Origin of the sequence: Pseudomonas sp. BIGb0558 (assembly GCF_024807515.1) — a bacterium.
Lineage (GTDB): Bacteria > Pseudomonadota > Gammaproteobacteria > Pseudomonadales > Pseudomonadaceae > Aquipseudomonas > Aquipseudomonas yamanorum_A.
In genome coordinates, this window is sequence record NZ_JANUEW010000007.1 from 25,727 (window position 1) to 46,493 (window position 20,767).

Below are 20,767 nucleotides of genomic sequence, written 5' to 3' on the forward strand. Positions count from 1 at the left end.
CACCAACAACACTGAGCTGCAGGTTCAACAAGAGGATTGCCACATGCTATGGAAAAAAGGCCGACGCAGCGACAACGTGGTGGACGCCCGCGATGACAGTGGCGGCGGTGGCGGTGGCATGCGCTTTGGTGGCGGCAAGGGCCTGAGCCTGACGGCCATCGTGCTGATCGTCGGCATCGGCTGGCTGACCGGCCAGGACCCGATGCAGATCCTCGGGCAACTCAGCGGCCAGCTTACCGAGCAAGCGCCCTCCGTCAGCCCGCAAACCCGCCAGGCACCACCGGCCAATGATGAACAGGCCGACTTCGTGCGCGCCGTGCTCGGTGACACCGAAGACACCTGGGCCCAGGTGTTCCAGGAAAACGGCCTGACCTACAAGAACCCCAAATTGATTCTGTTCCGTGGCCGGGTGAACTCCGCGTGCGGTGGCGCCACGTCCGCCAGCGGGCCGTTCTATTGCCCGGCCGACCAGCAGGTGTACCTGGACCTGGATTTCTTCCGGGAAATGTCCCAGCGCTTCAAGGCCGCCGGTGATTTCGCCCAGGCCTACGTGATCGCGCATGAAGTCGGACACCACGTTCAGACGCTGCTGGGCATCTCGGCGAAAATTCAGGCAGCCCGCCAGCAAGGCCGGCAGATGCAGGGCGACGGCGGCCTGCTGGTGCGCCAGGAGCTGCAAGCCGACTGCTTCGCCGGGGTATGGGCCAACCGCGCGCAAAAACGCCTGAACTGGCTGGAGCCCGGCGACATTGAAGAAGCACTGAACGCGGCCAACGCCATTGGCGATGACCGCTTGCAGCAACAGGGCCAGGGCCGCGTGGTGCCTGACTCGTTTACCCACGGCACCTCGGCACAGCGGGTTCGCTGGTTCAAGACCGGCTTCGCCCAGGGCCAGATCACTCAATGCGACACCTTTACCGCCAAGAGCCTTTAAATGAATAAACGACTGGGTCTGCTGTTAGGTTTGTTGATCACCTGTTCCACCCCCACCTGGGCCGCCGAGCATGGCGTCAAGGAAGTCAGCCCCGATCGTTTCCACCTGGATGCCGGCGACCTGAGCGTCGGCTTGAGCCAGGACTGGCGCCAGCCACTGCCGCAAGTCACCCGAGCGCTGATCATCGTGCATGGCCGTTTGCGCAACGCGATGACCTACCTGGACAGCGGCGAAAAAGCCGCCGAAGCCGCCGGACAAAATGCCAACACCCTGGTGATTGCGCCGCAGTTCCTCAACCAGACCGACCTCAAGCGCAACCAGATCGACAGCCAGACCCTGCGCTGGAACAGCAACGACTGGATGGCCGGCGAGCCGTCCACCGGCCCGGGCCAGATCAGCTCCTACGGCGCGCTGGACCAGATCATCAAGCACCTGGGCAACCGCAAGCTGTTCCCGAACCTGAAGGAAATCGTGGTGGCCGGCCATTCCGGCGGCGGCCAGGTGGTGCAGCGTTTTGCCCTGACCGGGCATGATCACCCGCTGCTGCAAACCGAAGGCATCAGCTTGCGCTATGTGGTGGCGAACCCGTCGTCCTACGCCTACTTCAGCCCGCAGCGTCCGGTGAAGTTCGATACGGCCAGTTGCCCGGGTTTCAACGACTGGAAGTACGGCATGCAAAACCTGCCGGCCTACGCTAAGGGGCAAAGTGCCGAGCAGCTTGAGCAGGCGTATGTGTCGCGCAATGTGACTTACCTGCTGGGCCAGCAGGACACCGACCCGAACCACCCGGCGCTGGACAAGAGCTGCGGGGCTGAAACCCAGGGTGCCTATCGCCTGATTCGCGGGCACAACTATTTTGACTACCTCAAGCAGCGGCACCCGCAGTTGGGCCACAAGCTGGTTGAAGTGCCAGGGGTTGGGCATAACGGGGACAAGATGTTTACGTCGCCTGAAGGGCAGAAGGTGTTGTTTCAATAACCCCTGAAGAAACCGGATCAACAGGTGGGAGCTGGCTTGTGTGGGAGCTGGCTTGCCTGCGATAGCATCACCTCGGTCTAGCTGAAAGACCGAGGTGCCTGCATCGCGGGCAAGCCCGGCTCCCACACAAGCCGGCTCCCACAGTTGATCTTCATTGCCGGTGCTAAATCATCCGGCGCAACACCGCGCAATCCTCGGCATGCCAGTCCGCCAGCTCCGGCCACGGGTTTTCCGGCAGATTGACCAGCACCGTCTTCGTGCCCGCCGCCCGCCCGCAATCCAGATCAAACCGGTAATCACCGACCATCACCATCGCTTGCGGCGCCACGTCCCAAGCCTCAGCCAGCTTCAGCAGCCCACCCGGATCAGGCTTTGGCGGCGCATCATCACGCCCCAACACATCCTCGACCGCAAAGCATTCCGCCAAACCAATCGCCTGCAACGTCACATGGGCCAGCTCCCGCGCATTGCGCGTCAGGATGCCCAGGCGATAACCCCGCCCGGCCAATTCCCGCACCAACTCCACCGCACCGACAGCCGCCACCGAACCCAGCGCCAACTCACGCTCGTGCTCCAGCAGCCACGCGTGCTTGGCCGCGGCTTCATCGGCAGGCAACGCCGCCAGGTGGGTCAGAATGTCGTCGGTCGCCGGAATATCCAGCGCCACGCGAATCGCCGCAAAGTCATGCACGGCCACCGTCAGGGTGCCGTCCATGTCGAACACCCAGTGCTTCACATCGCCCAGGCTCATGCCCAGTCCTTGCGATGACGAATCAGGCCTTCCTGAGTCACCGACGCCACCAGTTGCCCGGCGCGGTTGTACACGCTGCCCCGGGAGAACCCACGGGAGTTGCCGGCCCACGGGCTGTCCATGGCGTAGAGCAACCAGTCATCGGCACGCAGGTCGGCGTGGAACCACAGCGCGTGGTCGAGGCTGGCGACCTGCATGTCTTTCTGCCACACCGTCTTGCCATGGGGCAGCAGCGAGGTGGTCAGCAAGCCGAAGTCCGAGGCGTAGGCCAGCAGGTATTTATGCAGCGCCGGCGAGTCGGCCAGGGCGCCATCGGCGCGAAACCACACGTACTTGACCGGGTCGGACGGCTGCGGGTTGTACGGGTCTTTCTCGGTGACCGGGCGTACTTCGATCGGCTTGGGGCACAGCAGCTTTTCGCGCATGTGCTCAGGGATAAGGTGCGCACGCTGCTGGGTCAGTTCCAGCTCCGACGGCAGGTTTTCCGGGCCGACCACCACAGGCATGGTGGTCTGGTGCTCGAAGCCTTCTTCGTCGTACTGGAACGAAGCGCTGCAGGTGAAAATCGGATTGCCCTTCTGGATCGCCGTCACCCGGCGCGTGCTGAAACTGCCGCCATCGCGCACCCGGTCCACCGAATACACCACCGGCAACGCCGCATCGCCGGGGCGCAGGAAGTAACCGTGCAGTGAATGCACGTGGCGGGTTTCTTCAACGGTCTGGCTGGCCGCCGACAGCGACTGGCCCAATACCTGGCCGCCGAACAGCTGGCGAAAACCCAGGTCCTGGCTGCGGCCGCGAAAGAGGTTTTCCTCGATCGGCTCCAGGGTCAGCAGGTCCACCAGATCTTCCAACACTTGGCTCATAGAGCATCTCCTACAACAATCTATTGGGCATTCCGGGCTGCTTATCCGTGCAGCGTGTCCAACCATTGGGCGCGGGTGATGCGATACAACACATGATGACGCACCGGGTCATCCGCTGCGACCTTGGGGTGCTCAAAATCTGCCAGGGGATCGTAATGCATACCGATGGCTTGCATGACTTTTTGTGATGGCAGATTGGCTTCAGTGGTAAACGAAACGATCTCATCCAGCTTCAGCCGGTCGAAACCGCAACGCAGGGCCGTCCAGGCGGCTTCACTGGCGTAGCCCAGGCCCCAGTGTTCCTTGGCCAGGCGCCAGCCGATTTCCACCGCTGGGGTGAACGGGGCCTCGAAGTTCACATTCAACAGCCCGGTGAGGCCGATGAATTCGCCGCTGTCCTTGCGCTGCAAGGCCCACAGGCCAAAACCGTACTCGGCGAAATGGCCACGAATGCGCCCGATCAGCGCGGCGCTTTCCAGGCGACTCAAGGTGGCCGGGAAATACCGCATCACCTGCGGGTCGGCGCACATGCGCGCAAACTCCGGCAAGTCGGCATCGCTCCATTGGCGCAGCACCAGGCGTGCGCTCTCCAATTCCAGTATCGGCTCCATTGATCCCCCTCCCTTGCCATGTGCGTGAGTGTAACGCGCTGTTAAGATCCGTCGCTGGTTCCCGTCAGAAATCGCCATGCCTTTGCCACTGATCTACCACGACGACTACAGCCCCGAGTTCCCGGCGGACCACCGCTTCCCCATGGATAAATTCCGCCTGTTGCGTGACCATTTGGTGGAGAGCGGCCTGACCCGGGACAGCCAGTTGCTGCGCCCGGAACTCTGCCCAGCCGAGATTCTGGCCCTGGCCCATGAACCTGGGTATATCGAACGCTACATGAGCGGCGAGTTGTCCCGCGAAGACCAACGGCGCCTGGGCCTGCCGTGGAGCGAAGCCCTGGCCCGGCGCACCGTGCGCGCGGTAGGCGGCTCGTTGCTGGCGGCCGAACAGGCGCTGGAACACGGCCTGGCCTGCCACCTGGCCGGCGGCACCCATCACGCCCACTACGATTACCCGGCCGGCTTCTGCATCTTCAATGACCTGGCGGTGATCAGCCATTACCTGCTGGCCAGCGGGCGGGTCAACCGCGTGCTGATCTTCGACTGCGACGTGCATCAGGGCGACGGGACCGCGCGCATCCTGCACGACACGCCGGACGCGATCACCGTGTCCCTGCACTGCGAAAAGAACTTCCCCGCCCGCAAGGCCGAAAGCGACTGGGACATCCCGCTGCCCATGGGCATGGGCGACGCGGATTACCTCAAGGTGGTGGACGATGCCCTCAACTACCTGCTGCCGCTGTATCAACCCGACCTGGTGCTGTACGACGCCGGCGTGGATGTGCACAAGGACGACGCCCTCGGCTACCTGAAGCTGACAGACGAAGGCGTCGCCGCCCGCGATGAAAGCGTGATGCGCCACTGCCTGGGCCGCGATATTCCGGTGGTGGGCGTGATCGGCGGCGGCTACAGCAAGGACCGCCCGGCCCTCGCCCGTCGCCACGGGATCTTGCACCACAGTGCGCAACGGGTCTGGACGTCATCAGGTTGTCATTGAGTTATGCACGTTACCCACAATCGCTGTGGAACTGCCTGTGGATAACCTGAGTGAAAGCCACTGTAAGCCATAAGCCGCGTGGCCTGTAGGAAGCTGTACGTTTTTTGATCAGGCAGCAACGGCATCCTCGGGTAGAATGCTCGGCCTCCTTTGCCGAACCGCAGTTATCCCCATGTCCCAGACTCAAACCCCACCTCAACACGTCATCATCATCGGCGGCGGCCCGGCCGGGTTGATGGCCGCCGAAGTGTTGAGCCAGGCCGGCGTGCGCGTCGACCTGTACGACGGCATGCCGTCGGTGGGCCGCAAGTTCCTGCTGGCGGGCGTGGGCGGCATGAACATCACCCATTCCGAAGCTTACCCGGCGTTCCTGTCGCGCTACGCCGAGCGGGCACCGTTTATGGCGCCGTTGCTGCGTCAGTTCGGTTCCGAAGCGTTGTGCGAATGGATACACGGGCTGGGGATAGAAACCTTTATCGGCAGTTCCGGGCGGGTGTTTCCGACCGACATGAAAGCCGCCCCGCTGCTGCGGGCCTGGCTCAAACGCCTGCGGGACCAGGGCGTAGTTATCCACACCCGCCATCGCTGGCTGGGCTGGAATGCCGACGGCAGCCTGCTTATCCACAGCCCCGAGGGCGACAAAAATGTGCGCGGTGATGCCGTGCTGTTGGCGTTGGGCGGCGGCAGCTGGTCGCGGTTGGGTTCGGATGGGGCGTGGCTGAAATTGCTGGAAGACCAAGGCGTGCCTTACGTGGCCCTGCAACCGAGCAACTGTGGCTTCGAAGTGTCGGCCTGGAGCGAATTGATGGTCAGCAAATTCGCCGGGGCGCCGTTGAAGAACGTCGCCATCGGGTTGGCGGACGATAAACCTCGGCTGGGTGAATGTGTGATCACCGCAACGGGGATCGAAGGCAGCTTGATCTACGCGTTGTCGGCGCCGATTCGTGAGGCGATCAACCGGGATGGTTCGGCCACAGTGCATATCGACCTGCTGCCAAGCAAGCCGCTGGACAAGGTGATTGCGGCGCTGAGCAAGCCACGCGGGTCACGCTCGATGAGCAAGCATTTGCACAGTCAGTTGGGGTTGGATGGGGTGAAGGCGGCGCTGCTGAGGGAGCTATCACCGGCTGAGCACTTCAGTGATCCGGCGCAGTTGGCGGTGGATATCAAGGCGCTGCCGCTGACGCTGGTGAAAACCCGGCCGATGGATGAAGCCATCAGTACGGCGGGCGGTGTGCCGTTTGAGGTGTTGGATGAACGCTTGATGCTCAAGCAATTGCCGGGGGTGTTTTGCGCAGGCGAGATGCTGGATTGGGAGGCACCTACCGGCGGGTATTTGCTGACGGGGTGTTTTGCCAGCGGGCGAGTGGCCGGGCGCGGAATTCTGGAGTGGTTGGCGGCGCCTTGAATTACGCCATCGCAGGCAAGCCAGCTCCCACATTTTGACTTGTGAACACATTCAAATGTGGGAGCCGGGCTTGCCCGCGATGAGGCCCGGCCAGTCAACGCAAGTTACTTCTTCTTACGCGGACCCGTATTAAACGCAGGCACCTTGCGCACCGGCTTGATCGACGGCTCCGCTACCGACACTTCACCACTTTCCACCCACTTGCCCAGGTTGCGCTTGCCGCCACCGGACGCCTTGGGTTTCTTCGGCTTTTTCGGCTTTTTCACCACCTGCCCACTGGCATCAGTATCCGGCACGCGATGCTCAGGCTCGAAGTCCTGCTCCATCTTGCGGGTCAACGTCTGACGGGTCAGCATCTCGATGGCCGACAGCATGTTCACTTCGTCGGCACACACCAGGGAGATCGCCTCGCCGGTGTTGCCCGCACGCCCGGTACGGCCGATGCGGTGGATGTAATCCTCGGCCACGATAGGCAGGTCAAAGTTGACCACCAGCGGCAAGTCTTCGATATCCAGGCCACGGGCCGCCACGTCGGTGGCTACCAGGATCTGCACGTCGCTGCTCTTGAAGCGATCCAGCGCCCGCTGGCGTGTGGCTTGTGGCTTGTCGCCGTGGATCCCGTCGGCATTGATGCCCAGGCCCTGGAGTTTTTCCACCAGCGCGTCCACGCCGTTACGGGTCTTGGCGAACACCAGCACCTGCTTCCAGCGGCCCTTGCGCATCAGGTGCACAAACAACTCGGCCTTGCGCTTCTTGTCCACCGGCACCACCCATTGCTCCACGGTGTTGGCGGCGACGTTGCGCGGGCTGACTTCGACGGTCAGCGGGTCAATCAGCATCTGCCCGGCCAACTGGCGGATCTCGTCGGAGAAGGTCGCGGAGAACAGCAGGGTCTGGCGCTTTTTCGGCAGCATGCGGTAGATGTTCGCCAGTTCTTCGGAGAAGCCCAGGTCGAGCATGCGGTCGGCTTCGTCCAGCACCAGGGTTTGCAGCTGGTTGAGTTTCAGCGCGTTCTGGCGGAACAGGTCGATCAGGCGGCCAGGCGTGGCCACCAACACATCGACGCCTTTGCGCAGCTTCATCATCTGCGGGTTGATGCTCACGCCGCCGTACACGGCATAAGTGGTCAACGGCAGGTTTTGAGCGTACTCGGCGACGCTGGCGTGAACCTGCTCGGCCAGCTCGCGGGTTGGGCACAGGATCAGCGCGCGCACCGAGTTGGCGGCGACTTTCGGCCCTTCCATGGTCAGTAGTTGCAGCAGCGGCACGGCGAAACCGGCGGTCTTGCCGGTGCCGGTCTGGGCTGCGGCCATCAGGTCGCGACCGGCCAGCACCGCCGGAATGGCTTGCGCCTGCACCGGCGTCGGGGTCTGGTAGCCAAGCGTCTCAAGGGCGCGCAGCAAGGGTTCGATCAGGCCAAGTGTGGCGAAAGTCATGGAAATACCGTAGGAAAAGTTCAGCGCAAGGTCGCAATGCGCGGCAGTTTACCTTATTTCCGGTTTCGGCTTTCGCCACTGTGGCAGGCTGATCAGCAGCACCGCGCTGATAATCACCAACATCGCCAGGGCTTCTTCCGTGCCGATGGTCTCGCCGACAAACACAATCCCGAGCAACACCGCCACCGCCGGGTTGACATAGGCATAACTGGTGGCCGCCGCCGGGCGCACGTGCTTGAGCAGGTACATATAGGCGTTGAAGGCGATGATCGAACCGAACACGGTCAAGTACGCCAGGGCCAGCCAGCCTTCCAGCGGCGGCATGGCTTGCAGGTGTTCACCGCTGACGGCACTGAGCACCAGCAGCACCGCGCCGGCAATCAGCATCTCCGCCGCGCTGGCCATGGCGCCTTGGGGCAGTGGCAAATGCTTGCTCCATACCGAACCAAAGGCCCAGGCCGCTGCGGCAAAAATCAGCAAGGCCGCACCGGTGGGGCTCGATTGCAGGTTGGAACCCATATTGAGCATGGCGATGCCGATAATCCCCAGCACCACCCCGGCCCATTCCAGACGGGTGTTACGCGCGCCCCAGAAATAACCGCAGAGCAAGGTGAACAACGGCACGGTCGCCACCGCCAACGCGGCAACCCCGGAAGCCACGCCCGTATGCTCCGCCACACTGACCGCGCCGTTGCCGAAGGTCAGCAGCAAAATGCCGATCTTGGCGGCGGCCTTCCACTGCACCCAGCTTGGCGCCGGGGCCCCGCGCCAGCGCAGGAAGGCATACATCAACGCGCCGGCCGTCATGAAGCGAATCCCCGCCAGCAACAGCGGCGGCCAATACTCCACGCCAATGCGAATCACCAGGTAGGTAGACCCCCAGATCACGTACAACGCAAAAAAGGCAGCGATCAACGGTAAGGGAAAGCGACGTGGGCCAGGCATTGGGCAGCTCTGCGGCAGGACAAGGGAGCGTTATTTTAGAAATCCTCGACTGTAAACATAAGTTACAAAACCTGTTTAAAGCGCCAGTACACTTTTCAAAACATGGTTGTTGGGGCTATAAACCGTGCTTTCGAAAGCCACGCATTCCCGGAGCCTTATCATGGACAAATACGACCGCATGCTTCTCAGCGCCCTGCTGGAAGACGGCCGCGCGTCCTACGCGCAATTGGCGCGCACGGTAAACCTCTCGGCGCCCGCCGTTGCCGAGCGAGTGGCGAAGCTGGAAGCCAGCGGGGTGATTACCGGGTATCAGGCCAAGGTCGACCTGTCCAAGGTGGGGTTGCCGATTCAGTGCGTGATTGAGTTGCGGCTGACCAATCATGGGAGCCAGAAGGTGTACGACGCGCTGTCGGAGATTCCTGAACTGACTGAATGCCATCGGGTGACCGGCGATCCGTGCGTGATCATGCAGGCGGCGGTGGGCTCGATGCCGGAGCTGGAGAGTTTGATCAATCGGGTGGCGAAGTTCGGGTTCAGCAAGACCTCGATCATCTTGTCGAGCGCGATAGAGCGGCGGGTGCCGTTGGGGCAGTTGGAGGGGAATGGGAAGAATGGTGGGTGATCTATCGCCATCGCGGGCAAGCCCGGCTCCCACAGTTGACCGAGTTGCCCGAAATACACGCGACCAACTGTAGGAGCTGGCTTGCCTGCGATGGCGTAAGTCGACTCACTGATGCTGAACAATCAAGTCGACGATATCAACAAAAAGTTGAATGACTTTTTCGCTGATCTAAATTCGCGTGAGGTTACTTTCCATTTCCTTCCTCATACACCTACTTTTTAAGGGCCAGCAAGACTGATCCCTTTCATTTGCAGGACCTTTCCTAGAAAATCCCACGGCCTTGTTTCGGCCGGACCAGGTAGCTAGTCTCGCTCGGTCATCGAACAATCGGTGACCGGACGTGCAAGTCCGACCAACGGGAAATGCGTAAATGCCTTATGGCAGCTGTGCGCGGGAGATCTTCGGATCTGCCGGGCTTATTCCGTCCCGGTCTTGCACACCCGCGTACTGCTGCCACCTTCATTCGCGTGCAAGCGAACAGGTGCAGCTTCTTACCTTACGGAGTAGCTAAACCATGGTCAAAGTCACCCCCGATCCACCAGAGTTTCGCAGCGACAGCCCCCTCACCCGCCGCGCCATCGATTACTACCTCAAAGCCTCCGCCCCGGACGGCGCGCCGTTCGTGCTCAACGACAACATGAGCTTCGAAGACGCCCTGGCACGGGCGGCCGATTTGCTGCATTGCGCCGTGGCAACCGCACAGATATGCGGCGAGCCCATGAACGGGCAGCACCGGGCGGTGATGCATTTGGTGGAGATGGCGAAGGTGGTGGTGGACCGGTCGCTGGACTGCCTACAGCCTCAATAAATTGCGACTTCTGTGGCGAGGGAGCTTGCTCCCGCTGGAGTGCGAAGCGCTCCCAAAGCATGCACAGCGGTGTATCTGATGTAACGCCGACTGCAGGTGTTGGGGCTGCTGCGCAGCCCAGCGGGAGCAAGCTCCCTCGCCACAGAAGCGCGTCATCACTTGGGAGCAGTACCGGAATCAGAACCCGCGATGCTTCTTCAGGTGATCATTGATCTTCGCCGCCGGAACCTTCTGCAAGCTGCACAGCAGTTCGTGGGACAATTCCCGCAGCCCGTGGGTGCGGCGCAGTTCCTCGGCCAGGTGCGCGGTGAGGTTGGCCGCCATCTCCGCATCCGCCATCGCCCGGTGAGCCTTGCCGGTGTGGGGCAGTTGGGCAAATGAGGTCAGTGTGCCCAGCTTGTGATTCGGCGCCGCCGGCATCAAGCGCCGCGCCAGCAACAACGAACAGGCAAACTTCTGCAAACGCGTACGCCGGATCAACCCCAGCTCGAAATCCCAGAACTTCTGATCAAACGCGGCGTTGTGGGCCAACAAAGGCGTGGTGCCGACAAACTCGTTCACCTCGTTCATCACCCGCTCCGCCGACGGTGCCGTACGCAGCATGGCGTTGCTGATGCCGGTCAGTTGCTCGATAAACCCCGGCACGCGCACGCCCGCATTCATCAGGCTCTGGTAGCGGTCCACGATCTGGCCCTGCTCCAGGATGACCACGGCGATTTCCGTGGCCCGGCAGCTGCTGCTCGGCTGGATGCCGGTGGTTTCAAAGTCGATGACCGCTATACGTTCCAAACCTGTTCCAACTCCGTCAAAAATCTATTTAAGCAGCAACGCGCCTTCGATCGGCACGTAGCGGCTGGCGGCGCGTATCAATGAGTTGGCCGTCAGCCCCGGCACGCCGTAGGCCACGGCTTCGACGCCGTGCTTGCTGATGATGCGGTCCAGCAGCATGTCGAAATCACCGTCGCCGGAGGCCAGCACCACTTCGTCGACATGGGCGGCGGCGTCCATGATGTCGATGGTGATGCCCACGTCCCAGTCGCCCTTGGCCGAGCCGTCGCTGCGCTGGATGTAGGGCTTGAGCTTCACGGTAAACCCCAGGTTGCGCAGGATCTGCTGGAACTGCTGCTGCTTGCTGTCGCCACGGTCGATGGCATAGGCGTATGCCTCGACGATCTGCCCGCGCTGGCTGATGTCAGCCCACAGGGCGGCGTAGTTGAAGTGACAGCCGTACGCCTGGCGCACGGTGTAGTAGAGGTTTTGTACATCGGCGAACACGGCTATCTTTTTCACCGCAAATCCTCATGACACGCGCATGGACCCCGGACTCAAAGGCCCGGAAAGGTTGCCAGTATGCCAGCCACACGGAAGTTTCCGAGAAAAATCAGCCCGGGGCGACGAAGCGCCCCGGTTGAGTGTGGGTCAGACGAAGGAATCGTCGTCGCCAAAGGAGGAGGAGTCGTCGGAATAGTCGTTGTCGGCGAAGCTGTCGGAGGAGTTGTCGCTACCCCAGCTGTCGTTACCGGCATATTTCTGGTCGTCGTTGCCCCAGTTGCCGTTGTCGCTGGCAGGCGCCGGCTCTTCGCGGATGATTTCTTCAACCACTTGAGGTTGTTGCGAGTTGTGGCTGAACAAGCTGCTGATGCCCTCTGCCAGCATCACACCACCGGCCACACCAGCTGCGGTTTTCAGCGCGCCGCCGAGGAAGCCGCTGCCAATCGGTGCTGCGGGGGCCTGTTGTGGCTGCTGGTAATTCTGCTGTGGGGCACCGTAGTTCTGCTGCGGTGCAGGTTGCCCGCCAAACGACGGACGCGCCGGCTCACGCCAGCCACCGCCCGACGACGCCGGTGCGCTCTGGGCAGGCTGCGGGTCGCGGGAGCCGCCGCCAAAGATGCTCGACAGGAAACCGCCGCTGCTCGGTGCAGGCTGCGCCGCCTGAGACCTGGCCTGTTGCAGTTGGTCCTGCAATTCCTGGATCTGTTGGGCCTGCTGCTTGTTCTGCGCATCAAGGCTCTTGATCGCATGTTCTTGCACCAGGATCGACTGGGTCATGTAGTACGCAGCGGCCGGTTGGCGAGTGACGTGTTCCTTGATCCGCGCTTCGGCCTGGGCGTCGCGGGGGGCTGAGTCCGTTTCGGCTTGCTGCAACCGTGAAAACAGTCCATCGATCAGGGTTTGCTCTTCGCTGTTCATGGCGACCTCGTTAGATTGCCGGTAGAAATCTTTGCCTTGCGCACGATGTGCAAGGTACAGCCTAGTTATGGGGCTGTTACTGATTGTTTCAATGGTCTTTACGCAAGGTTTACGTTTGCTTGCATCTGGTCATGATCGGTTAAAGTAACGCCCTTGCTTTTTGGCCTGTGAAGACCCTGATGAATCCGTTAGACGTACTGCGCGACTCCTTCTTCTTTTTCAAGCGCAACCTGGGCGCCATCGTGCAGTTGTGCCTGCCATTGGTCATCCTCGAAGCCCTGCTGCAACAGGTGCTCGATCACACTCTCGGCCCTGATGCGTTTCCCGGCTACAGCGTGGTCATCGGGTTGCTGGTGTATCCGCTGTACACCGGCGCACTGATCCTGTTCCTCGACGCCCGCACCCGGGGCGAATCGCCGCGCACCCTGGATGTGCTGGCGATGGCCCTGACCCTGTGGCCACGCTTTGCCTTGCTGACGGCGATCAGTACGCTGCTGATTCTGCTGGGCTTGTCGCTGTATTTCCTGCCGGGCCTGTGGCTGATGGTGGTGCTGGCCTTCGCCGAATACCTGCTGGTGCTGCGCGGCATGTCGGCGCTGTCGGCCATGAAGGAAAGCCTGCGCCTGACCCGTGGGCATTTCTGGCGCATCCTGGTGTGCCTGCTGTGTGTGATGACCCCGCTATGGCTGCTCAAGGGCGCCAGCGTGGCGGTTTACCCGGACCCGAACCCGCTGCTGGGGCTGCTGATCGACAGCGCACAAAGCTTCCTGCAACTGTTCACCAGCGTGGTGTTGTTCCGCCTGTTCATGTTGATTGGTGGCGACGCCGACGCGCGGTGATATGCTCCGGGCCTTGTCCTGCAACGCCATAAGCCGAGCCGATGACCCGATTACTGCGCATTACCTTGCTGGGCCTGCTGATCCTCGCGGCCCTGCTGACCGGCTTGATCTACAGCCTGACCTGGCGCCCTGCCGACAAGGAAACCCTGCCCATCCGCTGCGTCGCGCCCCGCGCGCCGACCCTGTTGCCGGGCCAGGCGCTCAAGGTGATGACCTGGAACGTGCAGTACCTGGCGGGCAAGAACTACGTGTTCTGGTACGACACCCCGGACGGCAGCGGCCCGGACGACCGCCCTACCGTTGAAGACATGGCCGCCAGCCTCGACGAAGTGGCACGGGTGATCCGCGACGAGCAGCCCGACATCCTGTTGCTGCAAGAAGTGGACGAAGGCGCCAAGCCGTCCAGCTACCAGGACCAACTGGCCTTGCTCCAGGAGCGCCTGGCCGACCTCTACCCGTGCAGCGCCCAGGCGTTCGACTGGAAAGCCGACTTCGTGCCCGACCTGCACATTTTCGGCAGCGTCGGCCGCAAGCTGGTGACCATGAGCCGCTACCAGATCGAACACGCCGAGCGCCTGCAATTGCCGGTGGCACGGGCCAACCTGATCAGCCGTCAATTCCAGCCCAAACCGGCGTTATTGCTGACCTACCTGCCGTTGAGCGATGGCGGCCAGTTGGCCGTGCTCAATACCCGCCTGGACGGCACGGCCCCCGGGCACAACGCGGTGCAGGAACAGGTGCAGGCGACGGTCAAGCTGGTGGATAAGTTCGAAAGCCGCGGCACGCCATGGCTGATGGGCGGGGATTTCAATCTGTTGCCGCTGGGGCAGTTCCTGCGCCTGGACGCCGGCAAGCGCGGGCAATATTCACCGGACAGTGAACTGCACCTGCTGTGGGAAAAGTACCCGATGATCCCGAGCAACAGCCAATCCAGCGGGATTGACCGGGACCAGTGGCTGACGTATTTCCCGAATGACCCGACGGTGGAAGGGCCGGATCGTACGCTGGACTATCTGTTCCACAGTTCGCGGATCAAGAAGGTTGAGGCCAAGGTGCGGCAAAGCGATACGGTGCGCATCTCCACGCACTTGCCAGTGATTGCGCGGTTCCTGTTGCCTGCCGCGCAGTAAGCCAAACTGCAAAACAGTGTGGGAGCTGGCTTGTGTGGGAGCCGGGCTTGCCCGCGATGCAGGCACCTCGGTCTATCAGACAAACCGAGGTGATGCCATCGCAGGCAAGCCAGCTCCCACATTTGATCTTCGGCGCGCTTACTTTCTCGGTTTGATCCGGGCAGTCGGTTCAGCAATCAAGGGATCATCCGGCCAGTAATGTTTGGGATACCGCCCCTTCAAATCCTTCTTCACCTCGGCGTACGTACTGCGCCAGAAGTTGGCCAGATCCTGGGTTACCTGCACCGGGCGCCTGGCCGGTGACAGCAGATGCAGCTTGACCACCTGCCGCCCGCCGGCAATGCGCGGCGTGTCCGCCAACCCGAACAATTCCTGCAAGCGCACCGCCAGAATCGGCGGCTGCTCGCTGTAGTCCAGACGCACCGACGAACCCGAGGGCACCTTCAGATGGTGCGGCGCCAACTCGTCCAGACGCTGGGGCAACGGCCACGGCAGCAGGTTATGCAGGAAGCTTGCAATATCCAGGTTGGCGAAATGGCTCAGGCGCGACACCTTGCCCAGGTACGGCATCAACCAGTGTTCCAGGCTGGCGAGCAAGGCGCTGTCGCTGACGTCCGGCCATTCACTGGCCTTGCCGGTATCCAGATCACGCAGCAGCTTCACACGCGCCTGCCATTGGCGCAGCTCCGGGGTCCAGGGCAATAGCTCCAGGCCTTTGCGCCTTACCAGGTTGACCAGCGCCTGGCTGCGGGCGGACTCGTCGAGACCCGTCAGCGGCTCGCGGCTGAGCACCAGTTCGCCGACCTTGCGCTGGCGTTCGGCGCGCAGCACGCCTTCGCGCTCGTCCCAATCGAGTTGGTCGACATTGCGCACCTGCTCGGCCAGCACCCAGTCGAACAGCGCCGGGTCAAAATCTGCCGCGAGGTAAATCCGTTCTTCGCGCTGGCCCTGGCGGCTGCCCAAGTCGGCGATCACCAGCCAGGGCTGTTTCATCAGGCTGTCGGCTTCGGCGAACAGCGCGGCGCGGCCGTTGGCCAGGCGGTATTCGGCGCCGCCCGCACGGCGTTGTTGCGCTACTCGATCGGGATAGGCCAGCGCCAGCAAGGCACCAAGCCAGCGCGGGTGATCGGGATCAGCCACTGGCTGCTCGGCCTTGCCTCTTAAATAGCCACGGTATTGCCGGGCCAGTTGCCGGGCGCGCTGCACGCCACCTTGAGTGCCACGGGCCTTTTCTTCGCCGGACAGCAAGGCCAGACGGCTGTGCAAGTCCGCGCCGGCACCACGCAGAATATCGCGCTCCCCCAACAGTGCTGCCACCTCACAGGCCATGTTTGCCAGACCCAGATCCTGGCCGCGCAACAACAGGTGAGCGATACGTGGATGCGCCGGTAACCCGGCCATTTTCTGGCCATGGGCGGTCAGCTTGGCATCGCTTAACGCGCCGAGGCGCTCAAGCAAATCCTGCGCTTGTGCATAAGCAGCGGTGGGCGGTACGTCGAGCCACACCAACTGCGTGGGCGCCACGCCCCAGCGGCCCAATTGCAGAGCCAAACCGGAAAGATCCGCCGAGAGAATTTCCGCACTGGAATACGCCGCCAGCCCTTCATGCTGGTCCTCGGACCACAACCGGTAACACACCCCCGGCTCCAGGCGTCCTGCCCGGCCTGCGCGCTGGGTGGCGCTGGCGCGGGAGATGCGCTGGGTGTCGAGGCGGGTCATGCCGCTGCCCGGGTCGAAACGCGGGACCCGCGCCAGCCCGGCATCGATCACCACGCGCACGCCGTTGATAGTCAGGCTGGTCTCGGCAATGTTGGTAGCCAGCACCACCTTGCGCTTGCCGGCGGGCGCCGGGTCGATGGCGGCGCGTTGGGCGGCCAGGTCCAGCTCGCCATGCAACGGGCACAGCAACACATCGGTGTTACCACCGAGTGCGTCAGCCAACTGCTGATGGACCCGACGAATCTCCGCCTGGCCCGGCAGGAAAACCAACACACTGCCGGTCTCATCGTGCAGGGCTTCAAGGATGGTCTGCACCAGCCGTGGCTCGATAAACTCCCCAGGCTGGAACGGCCGGCCCCAGCGCATCTGCACCGGGTACATGCGCCCTTCACTGCGCAGGATCGGCGCATCGTCCAGCAACCCGGCCAGGCGTTCGCCTTCCAGGGTGGCAGACATCAGCAAAATCTTCAGCGGCTGCTCGTCGCGAAACAGGTCCCGGCCATTCAGGCTCAGGGCCAGCGCCAGGTCGGCGTCCAGGCTGCGCTCGTGGAATTCGTCGAAGATCAGCAAACCCACGCCGTCCAGCGCCGGGTCATCCTGCAGGCGACGGGTGAGGATGCCTTCGGTGACCACTTCGATACGGGTGTTGGGGCCGACTTTACTGTCCAGCCGGATGCGGTAGCCGACGGTTTCACCGACCTTTTCCCCCAGCTCGCTGGCCAGGCGCTCGGCGGCAGCACGGGCGGCCAGGCGCCGGGGTTCGAGCATCAGGATGGTCTGCCCGGCCAGCCAGGGTTCATTCAACAGCGCCAGCGGCACCCGCGTGGTTTTACCGGCGCCGGGCGGTGCTTCGAGCACGGCTTCATGGCGCATCGCCAAGGCGTCACGCAGGGCGGGTAAAACATCATCGATTGGCAACGAATTCATACTGGCTCCAAAGCAGAGCGGCGAGTATAACGGCGAACTGCCGGGTGTCGGTGGTGGTCTCAACGACACTGCCCCGTCCTGATGGGAATGCGGTCAAAGGTGGGAGCTGGCTTGCCTGCGATAGCGGTGTGTCAGCCAATACACCAGACACTGAACCACCGCCATCGCAGGCAAGCCAGCTCCCACATTTGATCATCGTCGCCTTGTAGACTGGCTTATAGTCACTTTCATTATGTTCAAGGAGAGTCCCATGCGTGTTGCTTCCCGTATCATCGGCGGTGTTCTGGCCGTCACCCTGCTGAGCCAGTTGACGGCCTGCGGCTCGATTTTCTACCCCGACCGCCGTGGCCAGATCGACGGCAAGATCGACCCGGCGATTGCCGTGCTCGATGCAGTCGGCCTGCTGTTCTATGTAATCCCGGGCCTGATTGCCTTCGGTGTCGACTTCGCCACCGGCGCGATTTACTTCGAGCCTGGCAAGACCGCACAGGTCGCTCCGGAAAAACTCCAGCAAGCCATCGGCGCCGACGGCAAGGTCGACAACGCCAAGCTGCAAACCATCATCCAGAAAGAAACCGGGCGTAACCTGCCGCTGGACGACCCGCGCATGATTCAGTTCAAGGGCAGCGTGCAACAGCTCGCCACCCTGGGCCTGCAACCCGCCGCTTAAGGACTGACCCGCCCCATGACCACCAGTCCCGAACACGCCCGGCTGTTGCGCCTGGCCACCCGCGCTTCCGTCGGCGTGGCCTGTGTGCTGATTGTGACCAAGGCCATCGCCTGGTGGCTCAGTGGCTCGGTGAGCATGCTCGCCGGGTTGACCGACTCGCTGCTCGACGGCGTCACCTCGTTGCTTAACTTGCTGGCGGTGCACTACGCATTGCGCCCGGCCGATGACGATCACCGTTATGGCCACGGCAAGGCGGAATCCCTGTCGGGCATGGCCCAGGCACTGTTTATCGCCGGCAGTGCAGTGTTGATCGCGTTCCAGGCGTTCCAGCGCTTGCAGCATCCGGAACCTGTGGGCGCACCGTGGCTGAGTATCGGCGTGATCATCCTGTCCCTGGCGTTGACGGCGGCGCTGCTCATCCTGCAACACCGGGTAATCCGCGAAACCGGCTCCAACGCCATCCGCGCCGACTCGCTGCACTACCGCTCAGACATGATGCTCAACGGCAGCATCCTGCTGGCGCTGGTGCTGGCGGCATTCGGTTTTCATCAGGTGGACGCCTGGTTTGGCCTGGGCATCGCGGCCTACATCTTGTGGAGCGCAATCCAGATCGCCCGGGAGAGCTTCTCGGTGCTGATGGACGAGGAACTGCCGCCGGATGTCAGCCAGCACATGCTGGAACTGGCGTGCAGTGTGCCCGGGGTATTGGGCGCCCATGACTTGCGCACGCGGATTTCCGGCAGCCACTGGTTTGTGCAGTTGCACCTGGAATTACCGGGGGAATTGAGCCTGTCAGTGGCCCATGGCATCAGCGACCAGGCCGCCGATGCCATCCACAAAGCCTACCCGCGAGCCGAAGTGCTGGTGCACGCCGACCCGCAGGAAGTGGTCACGGGCGCGAAGGCCTAGTACTGCACCTGATACCCGCGACTGGTCAGGCAGTTGCCCTGGGCCTGGCGGTAGGTTTGCACCACCGCCGGGTCGGGTGCGTAGGTGACGGTCCTTGGGTCAAAACCACTTTGCTGCACCGCCCAGCGATAGCAGTCATAGCCGTCCTGCTGGACTTGCGCCGGTGACTGACCATTGGCCGGGTACGCCACCACGTCATAACCATTGCCCTGGGGCACGGGTTGCGGCGCTGGCGCGGCTGGTGGCGGCTGCACCACTACGTACTGCTGGCTGCTTTCTTCGTAGGTGTAATAGGCACCGGCGGCGAGGAAGAACAGCGCACTGCCCACCCACACTTCCCGCGCGTAATCCGGAAGGTATTGCACACGAATCCCGTAAGGCGGCGTTACGACGACGTAGCGCGGGCCTTGTGGGCGGTACCAGTAGCCACCCGAGAAGAAGTAGTCCTGGCCGCGATACGGCACACGGTAGTTGCGATCGGGGAAGCGGTCGACCATGTAGCCCGGGCGGTATTGCGGGCCAGGGCCCCAACCATTGCCGTGCCCGTCGGGGCGGCCTGGCCAGCGGTGATCATTGGGATGGTTGTTGCCACCGCCGTTGCCACCGCTGAAACCGGGACGGCCCGGAGCACCCTGGCCGCCGTTGCCGGCTTGCCAATGCTGGTTGCCATCGTTGTTGCGACGGGGAATGTCCTGGTAGTTGCCGGGACGCGGTTCCTGGGTCTGGCGCACGGTGTCCGGGCGACCCTGGATCGGCAGGTTATTCGCCGGATGCGGCTGTTGCTGTGGCGGCTGGTTGCCTTGCGGACGACCTTGCCACTGGCCCCCACCATTCGGGCGCTCGACATTCTGATTCTGCGGCCGTGGCTGATTATTTTCGAAATGCTGATTCTGCGGACGCGGCTGATTGTTCTCCGGGCGAGGAGCTTCAGGACGCGGTTGATTGTTTTGCGGTCGAGGCTGGTTATTCTGCGGCCGCGGCTGGTTGCCCGGGCGCCCTTCCTCATGCTGGCCACCGCCTTCAGAGCGTGGCTGTTCGTCGGCCATCACTTGCGCACCAACGGTTACCATCAGCAAACCAACACCTGCCAAACGCCAGATGCGCTTCATGCTATTCCTCACTGCGGATTAGGGCCTACACGTAAGACTGGAAAACCGGGGCCCGGTTCTGCGACAGGTTATCAGTCACGAGAAGTATTTTCGCAGGCAATAAAAAGGGGCGACCCGTCGGTCGCCCCTTGAGAACTTCGTCCTGGCTCAACGCTTTTGACGTTGGCTCACCTCACGCCGTCTTGTGGACAGTGTGCAGCCCGGGGGCCGGGGCAACCCTGTGGGGTTGGCGGCCGCAGCCGGCCTTATTGGCGGGCTGCAGTGGACTGTATGTCCGGGCAGTGATTCTGTTGATAACTCTACGCCTGGGCCTCGGGCAGATGATTGCGAAGATTGCGTCAATAAACAGTGCTTGCGCAATTTTTAACCCTGGATAGATAATTCGCCGCAATAGTTACGACAAAGGCCAGCCCCATGAGCAAACTTGACCGATACGACCTGAGTATTTTGGCGGAATTGCAGCGCGACGCGAGGATCTCCAACCAGGAGTTGGCCGAGCGCATCGGCCTGTCGCCTTCGCCGTGCTCACGCCGGGTCAAGCAATTGGAGGACGACGGCTACATCGCCCGCCAGGTCGCACTGCTCGACCGCAAGATGCTCGGCCTGAGCCTGACGGCCTACGTGCTGATCGGCATGGACCGACACACTCCGGAGCGTTTCGAGAATTTCGAGGCGGCCATCCGCACCTTGCCGCAAGTGCTGGAGTGCAGCCTGGTGACCGGAATGGACGCCGACTATCAACTGAAGGTGGTGGTGCCGGACATGGATCACTATCAGAAACTGCTGCTGGGCCACCTGACCCGCATCGAAGGTGTCACCAGCGTGCGTTCGAGCTTTGTGCTGAACCAGGTGCTCAACAGCACCGAATTGCCGCTGACCCACCTGCGCACTTAAGGCCAGCGCGGAACAAATGTGGGA

The 20,767-nt window shown here is 62.5% G+C and carries 21 protein-coding genes; 11 read left to right on the forward strand and 10 right to left on the reverse strand.

What is annotated here, in order from left to right; genetic code table 11:
- The first annotated feature begins 43 nt into the window (after positions 1-43).
- A complete protein-coding gene (locus tag M2400_RS11515; protein WP_003215526.1) occupies positions 44-934 on the forward strand; it encodes a neutral zinc metallopeptidase in 891 nt (296 codons plus the stop codon).
- Positions 935-1,912, forward strand: a complete 978-nt coding sequence (locus tag M2400_RS11520) for an alpha/beta hydrolase (protein WP_177120512.1) — start codon at positions 935-937, stop codon at positions 1,910-1,912. It abuts the gene before it with no gap.
- A gap of 163 nt (positions 1,913-2,075) precedes the next feature.
- On the opposite strand, the gene M2400_RS11525 is transcribed toward M2400_RS11520, so the two are convergent.
- From M2400_RS11525 to M2400_RS11535, 3 genes are read right to left on the reverse strand one after another with little or no spacing between them, the layout of a single operon-like run.
- Entirely contained in the window at positions 2,076-2,663 is a 588-nt protein-coding gene (locus M2400_RS11525; RefSeq protein ID WP_259196777.1) for an HAD family hydrolase, read from the reverse strand.
- Positions 2,660-3,529: an acyl-CoA thioesterase II gene (gene tesB / locus M2400_RS11530; protein WP_010174840.1), complete on the reverse strand. Its 870-nt coding sequence runs from the start codon at positions 3,527-3,529 to the stop codon at positions 2,660-2,662. The genes M2400_RS11525 and tesB overlap by 4 nt, the downstream gene beginning before the upstream one ends.
- A 41-nt stretch (positions 3,530-3,570) precedes the next feature.
- On the reverse strand, positions 3,571-4,140 hold the full coding sequence (locus tag M2400_RS11535) for a GNAT family N-acetyltransferase (protein WP_177043333.1): 570 nt from the start codon (positions 4,138-4,140) through the stop codon (positions 3,571-3,573).
- Between the two features lie 76 nt (positions 4,141-4,216).
- Here M2400_RS11535 and M2400_RS11540 point away from each other — a divergent pair, with 76 nt between their 5' ends.
- Complete coding sequence (locus M2400_RS11540) at positions 4,217-5,137, forward strand: histone deacetylase (protein WP_177113510.1); 921 nt, start codon at positions 4,217-4,219, stop codon at positions 5,135-5,137.
- A gap of 172 nt (positions 5,138-5,309) precedes the next feature.
- Positions 5,310-6,545 (forward strand): TIGR03862 family flavoprotein, encoded by a 1,236-nt coding sequence (locus M2400_RS11545; protein WP_259196776.1) that lies wholly within the window; start codon positions 5,310-5,312, stop codon positions 6,543-6,545.
- A gap of 104 nt (positions 6,546-6,649) precedes the next feature.
- Here M2400_RS11545 and M2400_RS11550 read toward each other — a convergent pair whose 3' ends face one another.
- Both M2400_RS11550 and yedA read right to left on the reverse strand, forming a co-directional pair.
- A complete protein-coding gene (locus M2400_RS11550) occupies positions 6,650-7,981 on the reverse strand; it encodes a DEAD/DEAH box helicase (RefSeq protein ID WP_259196775.1) in 1,332 nt (443 codons plus the stop codon).
- A gap of 48 nt (positions 7,982-8,029) precedes the next feature.
- Positions 8,030-8,926 carry a drug/metabolite exporter YedA gene (gene yedA, locus M2400_RS11555; RefSeq protein WP_177043329.1) on the reverse strand — a complete coding sequence of 299 codons (897 nt, stop codon included), beginning with the start codon at positions 8,924-8,926 and terminating at the stop codon, positions 8,030-8,032.
- Between the two features lie 160 nt (positions 8,927-9,086).
- Here yedA and M2400_RS11560 point away from each other — a divergent pair, with 160 nt between their 5' ends.
- A complete protein-coding gene (locus M2400_RS11560; RefSeq protein ID WP_177043328.1) occupies positions 9,087-9,548 on the forward strand; it encodes an Lrp/AsnC family transcriptional regulator in 462 nt (153 codons plus the stop codon).
- Between the two features lie 514 nt (positions 9,549-10,062).
- A complete protein-coding gene (locus M2400_RS11565; RefSeq protein ID WP_259196773.1) occupies positions 10,063-10,356 on the forward strand; it encodes a DUF6124 family protein in 294 nt (97 codons plus the stop codon).
- 177 nt (positions 10,357-10,533) lie between these two features.
- Here M2400_RS11565 and M2400_RS11570 read toward each other — a convergent pair whose 3' ends face one another.
- From M2400_RS11570 to M2400_RS11580, 3 genes are all read right to left on the reverse strand, one after another.
- The gene (locus M2400_RS11570; protein ID WP_003215504.1) at positions 10,534-11,145 is read right to left on the reverse strand and encodes a PolC-type DNA polymerase III; all 612 of its coding nucleotides are present in this window, start codon (positions 11,143-11,145) and stop codon (positions 10,534-10,536) included.
- A gap of 24 nt (positions 11,146-11,169) precedes the next feature.
- Positions 11,170-11,646 (reverse strand): NYN domain-containing protein, encoded by a 477-nt coding sequence (locus tag M2400_RS11575; RefSeq protein WP_003215502.1) that lies wholly within the window; start codon positions 11,644-11,646, stop codon positions 11,170-11,172.
- A 129-nt stretch (positions 11,647-11,775) separates the two neighbouring features.
- Positions 11,776-12,546 (reverse strand): DUF2076 domain-containing protein, encoded by a 771-nt coding sequence (locus tag M2400_RS11580; protein WP_177043326.1) that lies wholly within the window; start codon positions 12,544-12,546, stop codon positions 11,776-11,778.
- 179 nt (positions 12,547-12,725) lie between these two features.
- Here M2400_RS11580 and M2400_RS11585 point away from each other — a divergent pair, with 179 nt between their 5' ends.
- Positions 12,726-13,385, forward strand: coding sequence for a YciC family protein (locus M2400_RS11585; protein ID WP_003215498.1), 660 nt, complete (start codon positions 12,726-12,728; stop codon positions 13,383-13,385).
- Positions 13,386-13,426: 41 nt separating this feature from the next.
- Complete coding sequence (locus M2400_RS11590; protein ID WP_259196766.1) at positions 13,427-14,515, forward strand: endonuclease/exonuclease/phosphatase family protein; 1,089 nt, start codon at positions 13,427-13,429, stop codon at positions 14,513-14,515.
- Positions 14,516-14,653: 138 nt separating this feature from the next.
- Here the strand turns inward: M2400_RS11590 and hrpB are convergent, their stop codons facing one another.
- Positions 14,654-17,161, reverse strand: a complete 2,508-nt coding sequence (hrpB, locus tag M2400_RS11595; RefSeq protein WP_259196764.1) for an ATP-dependent helicase HrpB — start codon at positions 17,159-17,161, stop codon at positions 14,654-14,656.
- Between the two features lie 250 nt (positions 17,162-17,411).
- On the opposite strand from hrpB, the gene M2400_RS11600 reads away from it, so the two are divergent.
- Positions 17,412-17,831, forward strand: a complete 420-nt coding sequence (locus M2400_RS11600) for a polyribonucleotide nucleotidyltransferase (protein ID WP_177043323.1) — start codon at positions 17,412-17,414, stop codon at positions 17,829-17,831.
- Positions 17,832-17,846: 15 nt separating this feature from the next.
- A complete protein-coding gene (locus tag M2400_RS11605) occupies positions 17,847-18,740 on the forward strand; it encodes a cation diffusion facilitator family transporter (protein ID WP_177043322.1) in 894 nt (297 codons plus the stop codon).
- Here M2400_RS11605 and M2400_RS11610 read toward each other — a convergent pair.
- Positions 18,737-19,849, reverse strand: coding sequence for a DUF6515 family protein (locus M2400_RS11610; RefSeq protein ID WP_259196762.1), 1,113 nt, complete (start codon positions 19,847-19,849; stop codon positions 18,737-18,739). The genes M2400_RS11605 and M2400_RS11610 overlap by 4 nt on opposite strands.
- Before the next feature lie 414 nt (positions 19,850-20,263).
- Here M2400_RS11610 and M2400_RS11615 point away from each other — a divergent pair, with 414 nt between their 5' ends.
- Positions 20,264-20,743 carry an Lrp/AsnC family transcriptional regulator gene (locus M2400_RS11615; RefSeq protein ID WP_003194418.1) on the forward strand — a complete coding sequence of 160 codons (480 nt, stop codon included), beginning with the start codon at positions 20,264-20,266 and terminating at the stop codon, positions 20,741-20,743.
- Positions 20,744-20,767: the final 24 nt, after the last annotated feature.

What these genes read in the sequence shown, in the direction of transcription:
- M2400_RS11600 (WP_177043323.1), top strand. Translation starts at nt 17,412, where the DNA reads ATGCGTGTTGCTTCCCGTATCATCGGCGGTGTTCTGGCCGTCACCCTG.
- M2400_RS11580 (WP_177043326.1), bottom strand. Translation starts at nt 12,546, where the DNA reads ATGAACAGCGAAGAGCAAACCCTGATCGATGGACTGTTTTCACGGTTG.
- M2400_RS11545 (WP_259196776.1), top strand. Translation starts at nt 5,310, where the DNA reads ATGTCCCAGACTCAAACCCCACCTCAACACGTCATCATCATCGGCGGC.
- hrpB (WP_259196764.1), bottom strand. Translation starts at nt 17,161, where the DNA reads ATGAATTCGTTGCCAATCGATGATGTTTTACCCGCCCTGCGTGACGCC.
- M2400_RS11615 (WP_003194418.1), top strand. Translation starts at nt 20,264, where the DNA reads ATGAGCAAACTTGACCGATACGACCTGAGTATTTTGGCGGAATTGCAG.
- M2400_RS11540 (WP_177113510.1), top strand. Translation starts at nt 4,217, where the DNA reads ATGCCTTTGCCACTGATCTACCACGACGACTACAGCCCCGAGTTCCCG.
- M2400_RS11520 (WP_177120512.1), top strand. Translation starts at nt 935, where the DNA reads ATGAATAAACGACTGGGTCTGCTGTTAGGTTTGTTGATCACCTGTTCC.
- M2400_RS11610 (WP_259196762.1), bottom strand. Translation starts at nt 19,849, where the DNA reads ATGAAGCGCATCTGGCGTTTGGCAGGTGTTGGTTTGCTGATGGTAACC.
- yedA (WP_177043329.1), bottom strand. Translation starts at nt 8,926, where the DNA reads ATGCCTGGCCCACGTCGCTTTCCCTTACCGTTGATCGCTGCCTTTTTT.
- M2400_RS11550 (WP_259196775.1), bottom strand. Translation starts at nt 7,981, where the DNA reads ATGACTTTCGCCACACTTGGCCTGATCGAACCCTTGCTGCGCGCCCTT.
- M2400_RS11590 (WP_259196766.1), top strand. Translation starts at nt 13,427, where the DNA reads ATGACCCGATTACTGCGCATTACCTTGCTGGGCCTGCTGATCCTCGCG.
- M2400_RS11605 (WP_177043322.1), top strand. Translation starts at nt 17,847, where the DNA reads ATGACCACCAGTCCCGAACACGCCCGGCTGTTGCGCCTGGCCACCCGC.
- M2400_RS11535 (WP_177043333.1), bottom strand. Translation starts at nt 4,140, where the DNA reads ATGGAGCCGATACTGGAATTGGAGAGCGCACGCCTGGTGCTGCGCCAA.
- M2400_RS11515 (WP_003215526.1), top strand. Translation starts at nt 44, where the DNA reads ATGCTATGGAAAAAAGGCCGACGCAGCGACAACGTGGTGGACGCCCGC.
- M2400_RS11525 (WP_259196777.1), bottom strand. Translation starts at nt 2,663, where the DNA reads ATGAGCCTGGGCGATGTGAAGCACTGGGTGTTCGACATGGACGGCACC.
- tesB (WP_010174840.1), bottom strand. Translation starts at nt 3,529, where the DNA reads ATGAGCCAAGTGTTGGAAGATCTGGTGGACCTGCTGACCCTGGAGCCG.
- M2400_RS11560 (WP_177043328.1), top strand. Translation starts at nt 9,087, where the DNA reads ATGGACAAATACGACCGCATGCTTCTCAGCGCCCTGCTGGAAGACGGC.
- M2400_RS11585 (WP_003215498.1), top strand. Translation starts at nt 12,726, where the DNA reads ATGAATCCGTTAGACGTACTGCGCGACTCCTTCTTCTTTTTCAAGCGC.
- M2400_RS11565 (WP_259196773.1), top strand. Translation starts at nt 10,063, where the DNA reads ATGGTCAAAGTCACCCCCGATCCACCAGAGTTTCGCAGCGACAGCCCC.